Source organism: Rhizobium sp. BR 314 (assembly GCF_047445805.1).
Lineage (GTDB): Bacteria > Pseudomonadota > Alphaproteobacteria > Rhizobiales > Rhizobiaceae > Rhizobium > Rhizobium lusitanum_B.
This window is the reverse complement of record NZ_JARWLA010000014.1, coordinates 45,340-60,759: the sequence shown is the minus strand read 5'-3', so window position 1 is coordinate 60,759 and position 15,420 is coordinate 45,340. Positions and strand designations below refer to the sequence as shown.

The window sequence follows — 15,420 nt, the reverse complement described above, 5'->3', positions numbered from 1 at the left end:
TTCCTGGTGGTCAGGCCACTTGACAGCAAGGTGGCTGTACCGTAGTTGAGCAGTCAGCGACACGAAAAGGCTGTCTGGCGGAGGAGCGGATATGACGGATCTAACGGGCAAGACATGTCTCGTGACGGCTGCAGCGCAAGGTATTGGCCGCGCCGCCGCTTTGGCCTTTGCCGCCGCTGGCGGCCGCGTCTATGCGACTGATATCAACAAGGATGTGCTCGACGAGCTGCGTGGTCTATCCGGGATAGAAACGCGGATCTTGAATGTTCTGGATACGGCGGCGGTGGACACCTTAGTCGCCGAGATCGGCCGCATCGACATATTGTTCAATTGCGCAGGCGTGGTTCATGGCGGGACGATCCTTGAAAGCACCGAGGCCGAACTTGATTTCGCGCTCGATCTCAACCTGAAAGCTCAGGTGCGCACGATCAAGGCGGTATTGCCGGGCATGATCGAGCGCAAGGATGGCGCGATCATCAATATGGCGACCGTCGCATCGTCCGTGAAGGCCGTTCCGAACCGCTTTGTCTATTCGGCCAGTAAGGCAGCTGTGATCGGGCTGACCAAATCGATCGCCGGGGACTATGTTGCGCACGGCATTCGCTGCAATGCGATCTGTCCCGGCACGGTCGACAGCCCGTCACTACAGGAGCGGTTGCGTGCGACCGGCGACTATGAGGCGGCCCGCCGCGCATTCATCGCCCGGCAGCCGATCGGCCGCATCGGGACCGCGCAGGAGGTTGCGGATCTTGCCCTCTATCTCGCCGGCGCGACCTACACGACTGGACAAATCCATGTCATCGACGGCGGCTGGACGGCTTGAGGCGATAAGATGAACGCTCTCGTCTCCATGACCGGTATCGACAAAACATTCCCGGGCGTGCGTGCGCTCCAGCATGCCCGCTTCGAGTTGCGCCCCGGCGAAGTGCATGCGCTTATGGGAGAGAATGGCGCCGGCAAGTCGACGATGATGAAGATACTCGCCGGCATCTACCAGGCGGATACAGGCGAGATATTGATCGACGGTCAGAAGTTCGACATCAACTCGCCAGCAAAGGCGCGGGACGCCGGCATCGGCATCATTCATCAGGAATTTATTCTGATGCCGCATCTGACGGCGGCCCAGAATATCCTGATCGGACGTGAATCTCGTCGTGCCTTCGGACTGCTGCTCGATGAGCGCAAGCTCAATGAGCGGGTCCGCGACATATTCCGTTCGATGCGGCTCAATCTCGACCCGAGAGCCATGGTCGAAAGCCTGACGATCGCCAAGCAGCAGATGGTCGAAATCGCCAAGGCGCTCTCCTATCGGTCGCGAATCCTGATCATGGATGAGCCGACGGCGGCTCTGAATGATGCTGAGGTCAACGACCTCTTCGACATCATCAATCGGCTAAAGAGCGAAGGCGTCGGCATTGTCTACATCTCCCACAAGATGGACGAAATAAAGCGCATCGCTGATCGGGTGACCGTCATGCGTGACGGCTCCTACGTCGATACCGTCGATGCCAAGACCACCGAGGTCGGCAAGATCATCTCGATGATGGTCGGGCGAGAAATCACCAGTGAGCTCGCAACCCCGCCGGATCTTTCGCAAAGCCCGATCGTACTCGAGGCGCGGCGGCTCAATCGCGGAACGATGGTGCGCGACGTCTCCTTCACGCTGCGACGTGGCGAGATTCTCGGCTTCGCCGGCTTGATGGGGGCTGGCCGCACGGAAGTGGCGAGGGCCGTATTCGGGGCCGACCGGCTGGTCTCGGGAGAGGTGCTGGTGCATGGCAAACCCGTGCGCATCCGCTCGCCTCAACATGGGGTGCGGGCTGGCATTGGCTATCTCTCAGAAGACCGCAAGCGCTACGGCCTGTTGGTCGGCATGGACGTCCGCAACAATATCGCAATGGCAAGCATGTCGCGCTTTGTGCGAAGCGGCGGCCTTCTGAACGAAAGCGCGATGCAGCGCATCGCCAGGCGCTATATCGGCGACCTCGCCATCAAGACGCCTTCCGATCGCCAGGAAGTACGCTTCCTGTCCGGCGGCAATCAGCAGAAGGTGGTCATTGCAAAATGGTTGCTGCGCGATTGCGACATTCTGATTTTCGACGAGCCCACACGCGGTATCGACATCGGCGCCAAGTCTGAAATCTATCGCCTGCTGAACGAGCTTGCCGCAGAGGGCAAGGCGATCATCGTCATTTCGTCCGAATTGCCCGAGGTCCTGCGGCTCAGCCATCGCATTGCCGTCATGTGCGAGGGTAGGTTGACGGGGTTTCTGCCGGCAGGGGCCTCCCAGGAGGAGATCATGCATCTGGCTACGCTGCGCGACGGCGCCATCACAGAAGGAAGAAGCAAATGACCTCGAACGTCGACGGCGACGAGAGAACGCTGAAAGAACGGTTTTCCGATTCGAGACAGAAGCTTCTGGCTTTCAGTGGCTTGGTCGTCTTGATCGTCCTCTTCGCCGCAGTGAAGCCTGAGGATTTCCTTCAGGTCAGCACATTGACCAACATTCTCACCTCGACGGCCGTCAACGGCACGCTTGCAATAGCCGCGACCATGATCATCATCACCGGCGGCATCGACCTGTCGATCGGTACGTTGATGACCTTCTGCGCGGTTGCAGCCGGTGTGTTCATCACCTGGCTCGGCCTGCCGATGCCGCTTGGCGTGGTCGGCGCGATCCTCACCGGCGTGGTGTGCGGTGGCATATCCGGCTTCCTGATCGCTTATGCCAAGATCCCTCCCTTCATCACGACGCTTGGCATGATGCTGATCTACAAGGGGCTTTCGCTCCAGATCACCAACACCAAGCCGATCTATTTTACCCAGTCGCCGGAATTCCAGCAGATTGCCAGCGGCTCGATCATCAAGGACATCATTCCGGGTCTGCCGATCGCCAACAGCGCCTTGATTATGGCGATCGTCGCGATCGTGGTCGCCTTCGTCCTCGCCAACACGCTGTTCGGCCGCTTCATCTTTGCGCTGGGCTCGAACGAAGAGGCGCTGCGCCTGTCGGGCGTCAATGTCGATCGCTGGAAAATGGCGGTCTACGCGGTCGCCGGCGGCATCTGCGCAATCGCGGGACTGCTCATTGCCTCGCGCGGCAATTCTGCCCAGCCGGCACAGGGGATGGGCTTCGAGCTCGATGCGATCGCCGCTGTCGTCATCGGCGGAACCTCGCTTGCCGGGGGGCGTGGGACGGTGCTCGGCACCATGATCGGCGCCTTCGTCATGAGCGTGGTGCAATACGGGTTGCGCCTCTACGGCATGGCCTCCGAAAAGCAGGTCATGGTGACCGGGCTCATCATCATTCTCGCTGTTTATTCGGACATCTTCTGGCGCAAGAAGGCCTGATCGCCCGACTGCGCCCGTCGAGAGTTGAGACAGTCAAAAAGAGGCAGAACGCCCGCATGCAAGTCAATCGAATTTACCCCACAGGAGGAGTTATGATTACCAGACGTACTATTGTCGGACTTATGTCCGCAGCCGCTTTCCTCGGAACCGTCGGCATGGCCCACGCCGCTGACAAGCCCTACATCGCGCTGATCTCGAAGGGTTATCAGCATCAGTTCTGGCAGGCCGTGCGCCAGGGCGCCGAACAGGCCGCCAAGGACCTTGACGTAACGGTAAGCTATGAGGGACCTGAGGGCGAATCCGCCATCAACCAGCAGCTCGACATGATCCAGGCGGCCCTTGCCAAGAAGCCCGCTGCCCTCGGCCTTGCGGCGCTCGACAGCCAGGCCGCCATTCCGCTGGTCCAGCAGGCCAAGGATGCAGGTATTCCGATCATCGCCTTCGATTCCGGCGTCGATAGCGATTATCCGCTGACCACCGCGTCCACGGACAGCAAGGCGTCGGCAGCGCTTGCCGCCGACAAGATGGCTGAGCTGATCGGCAGCGAGGGCGAAGTCGCAATCGTTGGGCACGATCAGACGAGCACCACAGGCGTCGATCGTGTCGAAGGGTTCAAGGGCGAGATTGCGGCCAAGTATCCGAAGATCACCATCGTCGACATCCAGTATGGCGGCGGCGACCACACGAAATCGGCCGACATCACCAAGGCGATCATCCAGGCGCATCCGAAGCTCAAGGGCATTTTCGGCACCAATGAGGGCGCAGCGCTCGGCGTCGCCATTGGCAAGAAGGAAGCCGAAAGCAAGGTTGTGGTCATCGGCTACGATTCTGGTGCCGGTCAGATCGATGCGATCAAGGACGGAACGATCGCCGGCTCCATCACCCAGAATCCGGTCGGTATCGGCTACAAGACCGTCGAGGCGGCGGTGAAGGCCACCAAGGGTGAGAAGCTGAGCAAACATATCGATACCGGCTTCTATTGGTACGACAAGTCGAACATCGACGATCCGAAGATCGCCGCCGTTCTCTACAAGTAATCGCAAACGGGGCGCCGGCCAGGGCCGGTGCCCCTCCTTATCCGTATCCGGCCAGATGTGTCGCGCGTCGCCGTCGCCTCAGGAGATATTTATGACCGTCATCACCGATCTGAAGGTGCTAGATCTACGCTTTCCGACCTCGCAGCATCTGGACGGTTCGGACGCGATGAATCCGGACCCTGACTATTCGGCTGCCTATGTCATCTTGGAAACTGATCGCGGTCTTGATGGACATGGGCTGACCTTCACTATTGGTCGCGGCAACGAGATCTGCTGTGCGGCGATTGAGGCCATGCGTCATCTTCTCGTCGGGCTCGATCTTGACGAGGTCCGCGCAAATCCGGGTGCAGCCTGGCGCCGGCTGACAGGCGACAGCCAGTTGCGCTGGATCGGTCCGGACAAGGGAGCCATGCATCTTGCGGCTGGTGCGGTCGTCAACGCAATCTGGGATCTGCTGGCGAAAGAGGCAGGCAAGCCCGTATGGCAACTTGTGGCCGATATGACGCCTGAAGAAATCCTGAAGATCGTGGATTTCCGCTATCTGACTGACGTCCTGACACCGGACGAGGCGCTCGATATTCTGAAGCGGGCGGAAGCCGGTAAGGCCGACCGCATCGCGACCTTAAAGCGCGAGGGATATCGCTGCTATACGACATCGGCAGGCTGGTTGGGCTATTCTGAGGAAAAGCTGCGGCGTCTGTGCAAGGAAGCGATCGATGCCGGCTTCAATCACATCAAAATGAAGGTCGGACGAGATCTGGAGGACGACATTCGCCGCCTGACGATCGTAAGAGAAATTATCGGCCCTGACCGCAATTTGATGATCGACGCCAACCAGGTCTGGGACGTGCCGCAGGCGATCGACTGGCTGGGCCAGCTGGCGTTTTCCAAGCCGCTCTTCATTGAGGAGCCAACAAGCCCGGATGACGTTGCCGGGCATCGCAAGATCCGCCAGGCAATCGCGCCGATGAAGGTCGCGACCGGCGAGATGTGCCAGAACCGCATCATATTCAAGCAGTTCATCGCCGAAGGCGCCATCGACATCGTGCAGATCGACGCCTGCCGCATGGGCGGCCTCAACGAGGTTCTCGCTGTCCTGCTGATCGCCGCCAAATACGAGTTGCCGGTCTGGCCGCATGCCGGCGGCGTCGGGCTTTGCGAATATGTCCAGCACCTGTCGATGATCGACTATCTCTGCGTTTCCGGGACGAAAGAGGGCAGGGTCATCGAGTATGTCGATCATCTGCACGAGCATTTCCTCCATCCATGCGTCATCAAGGATGCAGCCTACATGCCGCCCGATGCGCCGGGTTTCTCGATTGAGATGAAGGCACAGTCGCGCGAAGATTATCGCTTCAAGGCTGGCGGCGGCCAATCTGGCCAAGGCTGACCGCTTAACCAGTCGCTTGATCGGAACCGGATGCGGCTGGGCACCGTTGGCGCCCAGCCGCTGCACGTTATTTAACTTGAGTAACCGTTAGCTTACCGTCCACTCGTTCGGCAACGAATTCGATGCTCGCGCCCTCCTTCAGTTTCGCGCGGATGGCGGGATCATCGGCGCGGAACACCATCGTCATGGCTGGCATGTCGAGGTTCTTCAATTGCTCGTGCTTGATCGTGACCTTGTTCGTCTTGGCGTCGATCTTTGTCACCACGCCCTTGGTAAATTCCTGCGCATAGGCGCCCGCGGCGGCACTAATGGTGAGGGCGGCGGCAAGGGCAATTTTGACCAGATTTTTCATACTGATGTCTCCTATCTTTCAAAGTTTCAATTGGCGGATACCGATACGTCGCCGTGCATGCCCGCCTCATAGTGACCGGGGATAAGGCAGGCGAATTTGAACTCGCCGTCGCTGGTGAACTTCCAGAGGATTTCGCCAGATGCACCGGGCGCCAACCGCATCGAGTTGGCGTCGGCATGTTCCATCTCGGGGAATTTCGCCATGACGGCCTTGTGCTCAAGGATCTTGTCCTCCTGGTCGAGCACGAATTCGTGGTCGGACTGGCCGGCATTCTTGAGTGCGATCCTGATCGTCTGTCCCTTGCGGGCCTTGATGACTGCCGGCTGAAAGAGCATCTTACCGTCATCGGTTTCCTTCATGGTGACGCGGATGGTCTGCGTTACCTTGGCCTTGTCGCCGGGCTCGCCGACGGCCATCTTTGCCTCATGACCGCCAGCATGCGTTCCCGATGACAATGCCGGGCCGGCAAATGCTGCGACGATGATTGCGATTGCGAATGCGAATGTCTTCATGTGAGATCCTTTCATGGTTGTGAAATATCCGGCCGCTATCCGTGATGCGGCTTGGGGGTAATCTGGGTCTTGGCATCCTTTGCTCTGGTCTGGTCCGGCAGTTCACCGGTCCATTCCCAGGCCTGCGTTCCCGGAGGGTTTTCGTACCAGCCCGGGTCGGCGTAATCGTCCGCGGAGATGCCTTCGCGGACTTTCACTACCGAGAACATTCCGCCCATTTCGATCGGGCCATGCGGCCCCCAGCCGGTCATCATCGGGATCGTGTTTTCGGGTATGGGCATCTCCATTTCGCCCATATCGGCCATGCCCTTGGTGCCCATGGGCATGTAGTCGGGCTGGAGTTTGCGGATTTTTTTCGCGAGCTTCGATTTATCGGTGCCGATGAAGGTCGGGATATCATGTCCCATGGCGTTCATCGTATGGTGCGACTTGTGGCAGTGGATTGCCCAGTCTCCCAAGTATTTCGCGTCGAATTCATAGGCCCGCATGGCGCCGACGGGTATGTCGATGCTGACCTCGGGCCAGCGCGCTTCCGGTCGAACCCAGCCTCCATCCGTGCAGGTCACCTCGAAATCATAGCCGTGCATGTGGACCGGATGGTTGGTCATCGTCAGGTTGCCGACGCGGACACGCACGCGGTCATTTTTTGAGACGACGAGCGGACTGATGTCGGGAAAGACACGGCTGTTCCAGCACCACATGTTGAAGTCGGTCATTTCCATGACGCGCGGCACGTAGGAGCCGGGTTCGATGTCGTAGGCATTGAGGAGGAAGACGAAGTCGCGGTCGACCCGCATGAACTTCGGGTCCTTCGGATGGATGACGAAGAAGCCCATCATGCCCATAGCCATCTGGACCATCTCGTCTGAATGCGGGTGATACATGAAGGTGCCAGACTTCACGAGATCGAACTCATAGACGAACGTCTTGCCGATAGGGATATGCGGCTGCGTCAGGCCACCGACCCCATCCATGCCCGACGGAAGGATCATGCCGTGCCAATGGATAGTCGTATGCTCCGGCAGCTTGTTGGTGACGAAAATGCGCACGCGGTCACCTTCGACGGCTTCGATCGTCGGGCCGGGCGACTGGCCGTTATAGCCCCAAAGATAGGCCGTCATTCCGTTGGCCATCTCCCGCTCGACAGGCTCGGCCACAAGATGGAATTCCTTGACACCGTTATTCATGCGGTGGGGCAGGGTCCAACCGTTGAGCGTGACGACCGGCTGGTAGTCCGGCCCCGAGGTCGGGTGGATGGGTGGTTGCATGTCGGCCGATGCCATGGTGGCGGCATCCGGTAGGCCCATGGCGGAGAACTTGGTCCAGGCACCGGCGGCCAGCAATGCCGCTCCCGCTCCGAACAATTGTCTTCTGTTGAACATCGAGATTTCCTTTCTACTCGTTGGAGCCGGCCGCCATGGCCGGTTCCACGGCTGCCGACGAAGGTCCGCCGCCATAAATGGCGGGCGCGAGATTGGCGTCTGCGAGCCAGAAGTCGCGTTTGGCGTTGACGGACAGCAGGGTGGCGTTGATTTTCTCACGCGTATCGGTGAGCAGCTCGAACGTATTCGTGATCATGCCGTTGTAGGTGAGCAGTGATTGCTCCGCGACACGGCTGCGCAGCGGCACGACGTTGTTGCGATAGTGACGCGCAATATCGAGGCTCGATCGATAGGCCTGGTAGGCTGATCGCGCTTGCGAGCGGATAGTCACAGCCTTTTCCGCGAGCTGGTTGGCCGAGCGCATATAGGCGAGCTCTGCCTTCCGCATGCGTGCTTTGCCGGTGTCGAAGATCGGAATGGCAAAGCCTATCTCCGCCGATCCGGAGAAATCGACCTTCCTTACCCCATCCTCGCGGCTTCGCTCTGCTTCAAGCCCGGTCACGAGTTCCAGATCCGTGACATAGCGGGTTGCTTCCGTCAGGCCGTAGGACTGCGCGGAGGCCTCGAGCTCCAATCGTGAGACCTTCAGATCGATACGGTTGCGAAGGGCATTCGCCTCGATCGTATCGCGCTGGGCGATCGTCTTTGGCAGGGATGGCAGCCGGTTCGGCAGGCGATAGCTCGTGTCTGCTCCCCAAAGTCCGAGTAGCCGCGTCAGGTCTTCCTTTGCGAGCCGTGCGGCCAGGCGCGCCTTAGCGGTTTCGCCGGCGAGTTCGGCTGCAAATGCATGCTCACGCGCCTGGGCGCCTTTTGCCATTGCACCGGTTTCGCCGAGCTTTTCTGCAAGCTCGGAAGCCGCATCGGCGGATGTCTGTGCTATCTGCAACTGGGCCACACTCTCGTCGGCCGCTACCGCCGTGATCCAGGCACGACGCGTGTTGGCGGCAAGGCCGAGCGTCGCGAGCGCAGCGTTCAACTGCGCCTGCTCAAAACGTGTGTCGGCAAGCGCGACATCCCGCTTCTTGGTGATCAGCACGAGGATATTGGCGGTGAGTGCCCCCTCGATTGTCCTGAACGCTTCAAGCTCAGGCGTGCCAATGCCCTTCAGGCCAACGGAAGCCGTCGGATTGAGGAGCATGGTCGTCTGCCACGCATCGGCGGCGCTGTCGCCGAGATCGGCATAGGCGGCCTGAAGGCCCTTATTGTTGATGAGCGCGATCTGAACCGCCGATTCGACGCCAAGCGTCTTCTCGCGAGACAGAAGCGCCTTGGTGCGAGCAGTCAGTGCCTTTGCCTGTTCCTGGTTTTGCACCCAGATGGCGTCTTTTGCGACAACGGATCTGGTTGTCGCCGACACGGTCGAAAAACCAGCTTGCTTTCCGGCATACTCGGCGCCGCTGACGCAGCCGCCGAGTATGATTGGGAATGCCAAAGTCGCTACAAGTCTTCGAATTGGGATCATGACGCATCTCCCTTCATCGGAGACTGCTGATCATTCTGCCGGCGCCACGGTTTTGGATCGGTCGGTGTGCGGAAAACATAACCCGAGACCGGGGATTGATATCGGACAGGTGTGACAGAGTGTGTCTGTTCGACACCCGCCGATGCGATGACGTCAGGAGGAAAAGTGGATGCGCAGCCGCCCACGAATAGAGGCAGCCCCACCACGACAATGGAAGGTCTCATCTTTAGAAATCCAGATAGGAAATTGCCAATGGCATCCTGCGGAAACACTCTCCGCAAAGGCCATGCGAACCCGTCAGATGCGGGCAGATCCTATTTAGATATTCGGGGGGCGATCGAGATTGGGCTGCTCGCCAAGCATATGCCGATCGTCGATGAATTGCCGGACGGAAGACACGGTAAATCCGCCGACCTCATAACCACCGCAAACAATACCGAAGCCGACGCAGAAATCCTTGCAACATTCCTGTTTGCCGGCCTTGTTCTTACCGAGATCGGATGCATCGCTATGATGGTCGCCGGCAAGGTCGGCCTGCGTGGCGCGATGATCGCCATGATCCATCTGCCTCTCGGCGCGGATCTCGGGAAATGCCGATCCATGCATGGCTGCATTTGCGTTGGACAGCGTATAGCCCGCCAGCGATACGATCATCGCTAGCCGCACGACAAGAAGCAATTTGCTCAGTGCGATTCGATAGGCTTTTCCCATGTCGACATCGCTACAATCAAACCTTGCCGTTTTCAAGATCGACCGCGACCAAGATTCGTGGTGTGCCGCGATGACTTGATCCGAAGCCGTTCCTCAAGATATCAAGCCTCTTGAATTTCATGAGGGAGCACCTGGATGCAGGACGAGCAAGCCGCGATTATCGAAGAACTGGGCGTGGCCGCGCAGTTTGACGCCGGGGCGGAAGCCGAGCGACGCACGGCATTCCTGGCGGATTACCTACGCAATAGCGGCGCCTGGGCCTATGTTCTGGGCATCAGCGGCGGGATCGACAGCCTCACGGCGGCTCTTCTCGCGCAGGCGGCAGTGAGCAGGCTGCGTGACAGCGGTTATGCCTGCGAATTCGTCGCGATGCGGTTGCCTTATGGCGTGCAGGCGGATGAAGCCGATGCGCAGGCCGCCCTGGCGACAATCCGGCCCGACCGGTCGGTAACGGTGAACATCAAGCCGGCTGCGGACGCCATGATTGCCGAGATCAAGCGCGACGCGCCGGGTATTCTTGGAGGCGAGCGTGAGGATTTTCATCACGGGAACGTGAAGGCGCGCGAACGGATGATTGCTCAATACGCAATCGCTGGCGCCATTCGTGGCCTCGTCATTGGCACAGACCACGCCGCCGAAGCGCTCATGGGCTTCTTCACGAAATTCGGTGATGGTGCTTCCGACATCCTTCCGCTTGCGGGGCTGAACAAGCGCCGCGTCCGAGCCGTCGCCAAGGTGCTGGGCGCACCGGACAGCCTGATTTTCAAGGTGCCGACGGCGGATCTGGAGACGAATGCTCCTTTGCGGCCTGATGAGGACGCCTATGGGGTGACCTACGATCAGATCGACGACTTTCTGGAAGGGCGATCTATCGATGGACGGGCCTACGACCGTATCCTGACCACCTATCGAATCTCGCGGCACAAACGCGCGCTCCCGGTCACCCCTTAATCGGTCAAGGCCGTCCAGTTTACGGGCGCGACTCAGAGGCAAGTCCAGCAAGACTGCATAGTGGCCTTGCGTGCGAAATTGCCGCGGCCAATGCCCGCGGCGCAACGCTGACCTCTGCGCTTGCTCAGACATTTCCGTTTAAGGGCAAGAAGCGGAGTTCGGCGCCTTTCCTGCTCACATATCCCTTTTGTCAGGTCATCGAGCGGTTTCGATGATCCATCAAGATCTACGAAGGGATCCGTCATTATGAGCAGGCAAGATGATAACAAGGCCATTGTCGGCCGCTGGTTTACCGAGTTCTGGGGCAAGGATGTCAATCTTGCCGTTATCGATGAGATCGCAGCGCCCCACATGCTGTTGAAGTACTCACTGCATGAGCCGCGCCGCGGTCGCGACGACATCAAGGCGTTCATGACCGACTTTCGGGCTGCGTTCCCCGACCTCAACTTCTGGGGCACTGCTGATTTGATCGCCGAAGGCGACTATGTGGTTGGCCAGTGGGAAGGCGGCGGCACGCATACCGGTCCCGCATTCGGTGATTTCCTGATCGGCGTCCTGCCCTCAGCGACCGGTCGCACGATGCGGTTTACCGGTACGACCGTCCTCAAGGTCGTTGACGGCAAGATCGTCGAAGAGATCGGCCTGGATGATGGTCTGACGGCGATGACCCAGCTTGGTCTTGTCAGTGCCACCAGAGGGTAAACATGGTGCCGTGCTGCTCGGGCACGGCGCCATATTTCCAAAGCAGAGCGACCCATTCAGGGAGAGGCTTCAGCAGCAAGTCGCGCCTGGTGTAAAATCTTGGGGAACATTGATGCAATGGCTATCCGGCGCTCCCTCAATCCCGCGCAAACCATATGCCTTGGTCGCAAGAATCGGGTGGTCGACAGTCCCATTTGAAAGCAAGGATTGCGGTGATGGATACGGCTTGGGGTCGAACTCAATCTGCAACGACACGAGAAGACGGCAATGATCAGTATGGCGACGATTTTCCCGCTTTCCCGGAGGCTTCCGGTGGCAGACGATCCACGCTGGGCACGCATCGTGGCGCGAGACAAGGCGGCGGATGGCGAGCTGTGGTACACTGTTTCGACGACAGGCGTCTATTGCCGCCCATCTTGCCCATCCCGCGCGGCGAACCCAAAGAATGTCGCACTCCACGACACGCTGGAAAGCGCCCGGGCAACTGGTTTTCGTCCGTGCAAACGCTGCAATCCCGACGGTCTATCGCTCGAATCTGAGAATGCGGCGCTCATCGCAAGGGCTTGCCGTATGATCGAAGACAGCGAAGAGGAGCCCTCCCTCGAGACGCTGGCCGGTGCCTTGGACCGCAGCCCGAGTTACTTTCATCGCCTCTTCAAATCGACGACAGGCCTCACACCAAAGGACTACGCCGCAGCCGACCGGGCCAAGAAGGTTCGCGAGAGCCTCGATATTGGCAATAGCGTCACCGAGGCGATCTATGATGCAGGCTTCAATTCGAGTGGTCGCTTTTACGAAAAATCGACGGGCATGCTTGGCATGACACCGACACAATATCGTCGTGGCGGCGAAAACGAGGAGATCAAGTTTGCGGTCGGACAGACGTCGCTCGGGGCAATCCTGGTTGCCTCGAGCAAAAAGGGTGTCGCTTCGATCCTTTTGGGTGACGATCCCGACGAGCTGGTTCGCGACTTGCAGGATCGTTTCCCGAAAGCGCTTCTGATCGGCGCTGACCGCGACTATGAGGCACTGATCGCGCGGGTCGTGGGATTTGTCGAGAATCCGCTTGTCGGCCTGGATCTGCCCCTGGACGTGCGCGGGACGGCGTTTCAGCGGCGCGTCTGGCAGGCGTTGCAGGAAATTCCCGTTGGCAAGCATGTGTCCTATGCGGAGATTGCACGCCGCATCGGTGCGCCGAAGGCCGTACGAGCGGTCGCGGGCGCATGCGCTGCCAACAATCTCGCCGTGGCGATACCCTGCCACCGGGTGGTGCGCAACGATGGTGCGCTTTCCGGATATGCCTGGGGTGTGGATCGCAAGCGCGCGCTCCTTGAGCGTGAAGCCCTGAAGACGGCAGCGATATGAGGATTACACCTCATATCCCGAACAGGCGGCTGGTCTCATATCGAAATGATGTGAAGGCTGAAACCAATCATGTCCACCTCTGTCGCAGACGGTCGGCCAATGCCCTTGCATATGGAGGTCGGTGCACCTGATGAATCTGTTTTCGCACTATGATCGTTCGGCTACATTTCTTGCAAATCTCGACGACGACTGGGCGAGGCTCATTCGTCTCGTCGGGCCTTGCCTGCATGATCCAAAGGCCGCTCGCGAGCCCTATGAGGCGCTGGTGCGGGCAATCGCCTATCAACAGCTGACGGCCAAGGCCGGTGATGCAATCATCGGGCGTCTCAAAGCATTGTTCGAAGATCGCGAGTTCCCGCGTCCGGAAGAGCTGATTGCCGCCGATTTCGATAGGATGAGAGCCTGTGGCTTTTCCGCGAGCAAGGTTGCAACGATCAAGGCGATTGCCGAAGGCGCGCTGACGGGCATCGTGCCCAGTCATGAGCTTGCCGTCATGATAGATGACGAGACACTCATCGAACGGATGATCAGTATCAAAGGCGTCGGGCGTTGGACCGTCGAGATGCTCCTGATGTATTCTTTGGAACGCACGGATGTCCTGCCTGCTGACGATTTCGGCGTGCGCGAGGGCTATCGCACGCTGAAGTCGCTACCGGAGCAGCCCCAGCCCAAGGAACTGCGCAAGCTGTCGGAGGCCTGGTCGCCGCACCGCACCGTCGCCGCGTGGTATCTTTGGCGTATGCCGCGTGAACGTGGAAATGTGCTGAAGTAGGACCTATGGCAATTGCAAATTTGCCTCCTCGGCTTGCCGGGCGATGTACCGCGAGCGGCGGAAGGCAAGGCCCAACCATGATTGTCCTATCCGAGGTGCCAGCAAGGGAAGAATGCCATGCACCTGCAAAACCGCGTGACGCCATTTGGCGACATCGTCGCCATCTCGCAACGTGGCATGTTCACCGGCAATCGTGGCATTATCCATGATCCTTCGACGAGGACCCTGCTTAGAAAGCGCTGGGCATCGAAAGCATGGCTGGTCTGCAGCTGTAGCTATAAGGGGCAGCATCGCGAGGTTATGGCGACACGAAGCTGGACCGAATTGTTTTTCCTCGACGAAGCGGTCGCGCTTGCCGCCGGTCATCGCCCCTGCTTTCTGTGCAGGCGCCCTGCCGCCGAGGCCTATCGTGCATGTTGGGCAATCGGTACCGGAGAGGCATTTCCATCTGCCCGGAGAATAGACGAGGTGTTGCATGCCGAACGCCTCGATCGTCGGGCCAAGCGCCTGCATCGTGTGACAATGCTGTCTGATCTGCCCGACGGTGCGGTCATCGCGCAGGGAGAAGAAGCATTCACGTTGCATGGCGGCTGCGCATATCGTTGGACAAACGAAGGATATGCCCGACCGCAAACCCTCAAAAGCGCCGAATGGCTTTTGACGCCACCTTCGACAGTCAAGGCGTTACGAGCAGGCTATGTGCCGCTCTTTCATCCGACGATCGCCACCAACTCCGATGAGCAAGGTCATGCTTGATCTGTTTGATACTATCGCTCCTGCTGATCCTCCGTTTGAGCCGCTAGCGGAAGGGGCCGCGCTGCTGCGTGGCGCGGCTCTCGCGTTTGAGACGGAGGTGCTTACTGCACTCGACGAAATTACCCTGCAGGCACCGTTTCGACACATGGTGACGCCGGGCGGCTTTACCATGTCGGTGGCCATGACGAATTGTGGAGAGGCTGGCTGGGTGACCGACCGGACCGGCTATCGCTACGATCCCAACGATCCCAACGACCCCGAAACGGGACGTCCCTGGCCAGCAATGCCGTCATGTTTTCTCGACCTGGCGGTCCATTGCGCATCCCGGGCAGGTTATCCCGCATTTCGCCCCGACGCCTGCCTCATCAATCGCTATGAGCCCGGGGCTCGTCTTTCTCTGCATCAGGACAGGGACGAGCGCGATTTCGCAAAGCCGATCGTGTCGATATCTCTAGGCTTGCCGGCAATATTCCAGTTCGGCGGACTTAAGCGCGACGATCCCGTCAAGAAATTCGCTATGCGCCACGGTGACGTAGCCGTCTGGGGCGGAGCCTCGCGGCTATGTTATCACGGCGTGACGGCGCTAAAGGAAGGGGTGCATGACGTTCTTGGAAGAATGCGCGTCAATTTGACCTTTCGAGGCGCATTGTAGCAGTTCGAGCTTTTTCCATTGAGGA

The 15,420-nt window shown here is 59.3% G+C and carries 17 protein-coding genes; 11 read left to right on the top strand and 6 right to left on the bottom strand.

The features are described from left to right. Positions 1–91: 91 nt before the first annotated feature. From QD461_RS18595 to QD461_RS18575, 5 genes are all read left to right on the top strand, one after another. A complete protein-coding gene (locus QD461_RS18595) occupies positions 92–823 on the top strand; it encodes an SDR family oxidoreductase (protein ID WP_414089080.1) in 732 nt (243 codons plus the stop codon). A gap of 9 nt (positions 824–832) precedes the next feature. Then, positions 833–2,353, top strand: a complete 1,521-nt coding sequence (locus QD461_RS18590; RefSeq protein ID WP_414089079.1) for a sugar ABC transporter ATP-binding protein — start codon at positions 833–835, stop codon at positions 2,351–2,353. Next, a complete protein-coding gene (locus tag QD461_RS18585; protein WP_414089078.1) occupies positions 2,350–3,351 on the top strand; it encodes an ABC transporter permease in 1,002 nt (333 codons plus the stop codon). Before QD461_RS18590 ends, QD461_RS18585 begins: the two co-directional genes overlap by 4 nt. 92 nt (positions 3,352–3,443) lie before the next feature. Further along, a complete protein-coding gene (locus tag QD461_RS18580; protein ID WP_414089077.1) occupies positions 3,444–4,388 on the top strand; it encodes an ABC transporter substrate-binding protein in 945 nt (314 codons plus the stop codon). 91 nt (positions 4,389–4,479) lie between these two features. Then, entirely contained in the window at positions 4,480–5,778 is a 1,299-nt protein-coding gene (locus QD461_RS18575) for an L-fuconate dehydratase (protein WP_414089076.1), read from the top strand. Between the two features lie 67 nt (positions 5,779–5,845). On the opposite strand, the gene QD461_RS18570 is transcribed toward QD461_RS18575, so the two are convergent. The 6 genes from QD461_RS18570 to QD461_RS18545 form a co-directional block, all read right to left on the bottom strand. Beyond that, positions 5,846–6,130 (bottom strand): copper-binding protein, encoded by a 285-nt coding sequence (locus QD461_RS18570; protein WP_414089075.1) that lies wholly within the window; start codon positions 6,128–6,130, stop codon positions 5,846–5,848. A gap of 26 nt (positions 6,131–6,156) precedes the next feature. Next, entirely contained in the window at positions 6,157–6,642 is a 486-nt protein-coding gene (locus QD461_RS18565; protein WP_414089074.1) for a plastocyanin/azurin family copper-binding protein, read from the bottom strand. A gap of 35 nt (positions 6,643–6,677) precedes the next feature. Next, complete coding sequence (locus tag QD461_RS18560) at positions 6,678–8,024, bottom strand: multicopper oxidase family protein (RefSeq protein WP_414089073.1); 1,347 nt, start codon at positions 8,022–8,024, stop codon at positions 6,678–6,680. A 13-nt stretch (positions 8,025–8,037) separates the two neighbouring features. After that, on the bottom strand, positions 8,038–9,486 hold the full coding sequence (locus tag QD461_RS18555; RefSeq protein ID WP_414089072.1) for a TolC family protein: 1,449 nt from the start codon (positions 9,484–9,486) through the stop codon (positions 8,038–8,040). Continuing rightward, entirely contained in the window at positions 9,483–9,710 is a 228-nt protein-coding gene (locus QD461_RS18550) for a hypothetical protein (RefSeq protein ID WP_414089071.1), read from the bottom strand. The genes QD461_RS18555 and QD461_RS18550 overlap by 4 nt, the downstream gene beginning before the upstream one ends. A 94-nt stretch (positions 9,711–9,804) precedes the next feature. Further along, a complete protein-coding gene (locus tag QD461_RS18545) occupies positions 9,805–10,197 on the bottom strand; it encodes a hypothetical protein (protein WP_414089070.1) in 393 nt (130 codons plus the stop codon). A 135-nt stretch (positions 10,198–10,332) separates the two neighbouring features. Between QD461_RS18545 and nadE the strand changes: the two genes are divergently transcribed. The 6 genes from nadE to alkB all read left to right on the top strand — a co-directional run bounded on the left by nadE (position 10,333) and on the right by alkB (position 15,395). Continuing rightward, positions 10,333–11,148, top strand: a complete 816-nt coding sequence (nadE, locus tag QD461_RS18540) for an ammonia-dependent NAD(+) synthetase (RefSeq protein ID WP_414089069.1) — start codon at positions 10,333–10,335, stop codon at positions 11,146–11,148. Positions 11,149–11,394: 246 nt separating this feature from the next. Next, positions 11,395–11,850, top strand: coding sequence for an ester cyclase (locus tag QD461_RS18535; RefSeq protein ID WP_414089068.1), 456 nt, complete (start codon positions 11,395–11,397; stop codon positions 11,848–11,850). A gap of 276 nt (positions 11,851–12,126) precedes the next feature. Then, positions 12,127–13,215 (top strand): bifunctional DNA-binding transcriptional regulator/O6-methylguanine-DNA methyltransferase Ada, encoded by a 1,089-nt coding sequence (gene ada / locus QD461_RS18530; protein WP_414089158.1) that lies wholly within the window; start codon positions 12,127–12,129, stop codon positions 13,213–13,215. Positions 13,216–13,345: 130 nt separating this feature from the next. After that, positions 13,346–13,987, top strand: coding sequence for a DNA-3-methyladenine glycosylase family protein (locus QD461_RS18525; protein WP_414089067.1), 642 nt, complete (start codon positions 13,346–13,348; stop codon positions 13,985–13,987). A 117-nt stretch (positions 13,988–14,104) separates the two neighbouring features. Further along, positions 14,105–14,743 carry a hypothetical protein gene (locus QD461_RS18520; RefSeq protein WP_414089066.1) on the top strand — a complete coding sequence of 213 codons (639 nt, stop codon included), beginning with the start codon at positions 14,105–14,107 and terminating at the stop codon, positions 14,741–14,743. After that, on the top strand, positions 14,736–15,395 hold the full coding sequence (gene alkB / locus QD461_RS18515) for a DNA oxidative demethylase AlkB (protein WP_414089065.1): 660 nt from the start codon (positions 14,736–14,738) through the stop codon (positions 15,393–15,395). Before QD461_RS18520 ends, alkB begins: the two co-directional genes overlap by 8 nt. The last annotated feature ends 25 nt before the right edge of the window (positions 15,396–15,420 follow it).

What these genes read in the sequence shown, in the direction of transcription:
- QD461_RS18595 (WP_414089080.1), top strand. Translation starts at nt 92, where the DNA reads ATGACGGATCTAACGGGCAAGACATGTCTCGTGACGGCTGCAGCGCAA.
- QD461_RS18590 (WP_414089079.1), top strand. Translation starts at nt 833, where the DNA reads ATGAACGCTCTCGTCTCCATGACCGGTATCGACAAAACATTCCCGGGC.
- QD461_RS18585 (WP_414089078.1), top strand. Translation starts at nt 2,350, where the DNA reads ATGACCTCGAACGTCGACGGCGACGAGAGAACGCTGAAAGAACGGTTT.
- QD461_RS18580 (WP_414089077.1), top strand. Translation starts at nt 3,444, where the DNA reads ATGATTACCAGACGTACTATTGTCGGACTTATGTCCGCAGCCGCTTTC.
- QD461_RS18575 (WP_414089076.1), top strand. Translation starts at nt 4,480, where the DNA reads ATGACCGTCATCACCGATCTGAAGGTGCTAGATCTACGCTTTCCGACC.
- QD461_RS18570 (WP_414089075.1), bottom strand. Translation starts at nt 6,130, where the DNA reads ATGAAAAATCTGGTCAAAATTGCCCTTGCCGCCGCCCTCACCATTAGT.
- QD461_RS18565 (WP_414089074.1), bottom strand. Translation starts at nt 6,642, where the DNA reads ATGAAGACATTCGCATTCGCAATCGCAATCATCGTCGCAGCATTTGCC.
- QD461_RS18560 (WP_414089073.1), bottom strand. Translation starts at nt 8,024, where the DNA reads ATGTTCAACAGAAGACAATTGTTCGGAGCGGGAGCGGCATTGCTGGCC.
- QD461_RS18555 (WP_414089072.1), bottom strand. Translation starts at nt 9,486, where the DNA reads ATGATCCCAATTCGAAGACTTGTAGCGACTTTGGCATTCCCAATCATA.
- QD461_RS18550 (WP_414089071.1), bottom strand. Translation starts at nt 9,710, where the DNA reads ATGAGACCTTCCATTGTCGTGGTGGGGCTGCCTCTATTCGTGGGCGGC.
- QD461_RS18545 (WP_414089070.1), bottom strand. Translation starts at nt 10,197, where the DNA reads ATGGGAAAAGCCTATCGAATCGCACTGAGCAAATTGCTTCTTGTCGTG.
- nadE (WP_414089069.1), top strand. Translation starts at nt 10,333, where the DNA reads ATGCAGGACGAGCAAGCCGCGATTATCGAAGAACTGGGCGTGGCCGCG.
- QD461_RS18535 (WP_414089068.1), top strand. Translation starts at nt 11,395, where the DNA reads ATGAGCAGGCAAGATGATAACAAGGCCATTGTCGGCCGCTGGTTTACC.
- ada (WP_414089158.1), top strand. Translation starts at nt 12,127, where the DNA reads ATGGCGACGATTTTCCCGCTTTCCCGGAGGCTTCCGGTGGCAGACGAT.
- QD461_RS18525 (WP_414089067.1), top strand. Translation starts at nt 13,346, where the DNA reads ATGAATCTGTTTTCGCACTATGATCGTTCGGCTACATTTCTTGCAAAT.
- QD461_RS18520 (WP_414089066.1), top strand. Translation starts at nt 14,105, where the DNA reads ATGCACCTGCAAAACCGCGTGACGCCATTTGGCGACATCGTCGCCATC.
- alkB (WP_414089065.1), top strand. Translation starts at nt 14,736, where the DNA reads ATGCTTGATCTGTTTGATACTATCGCTCCTGCTGATCCTCCGTTTGAG.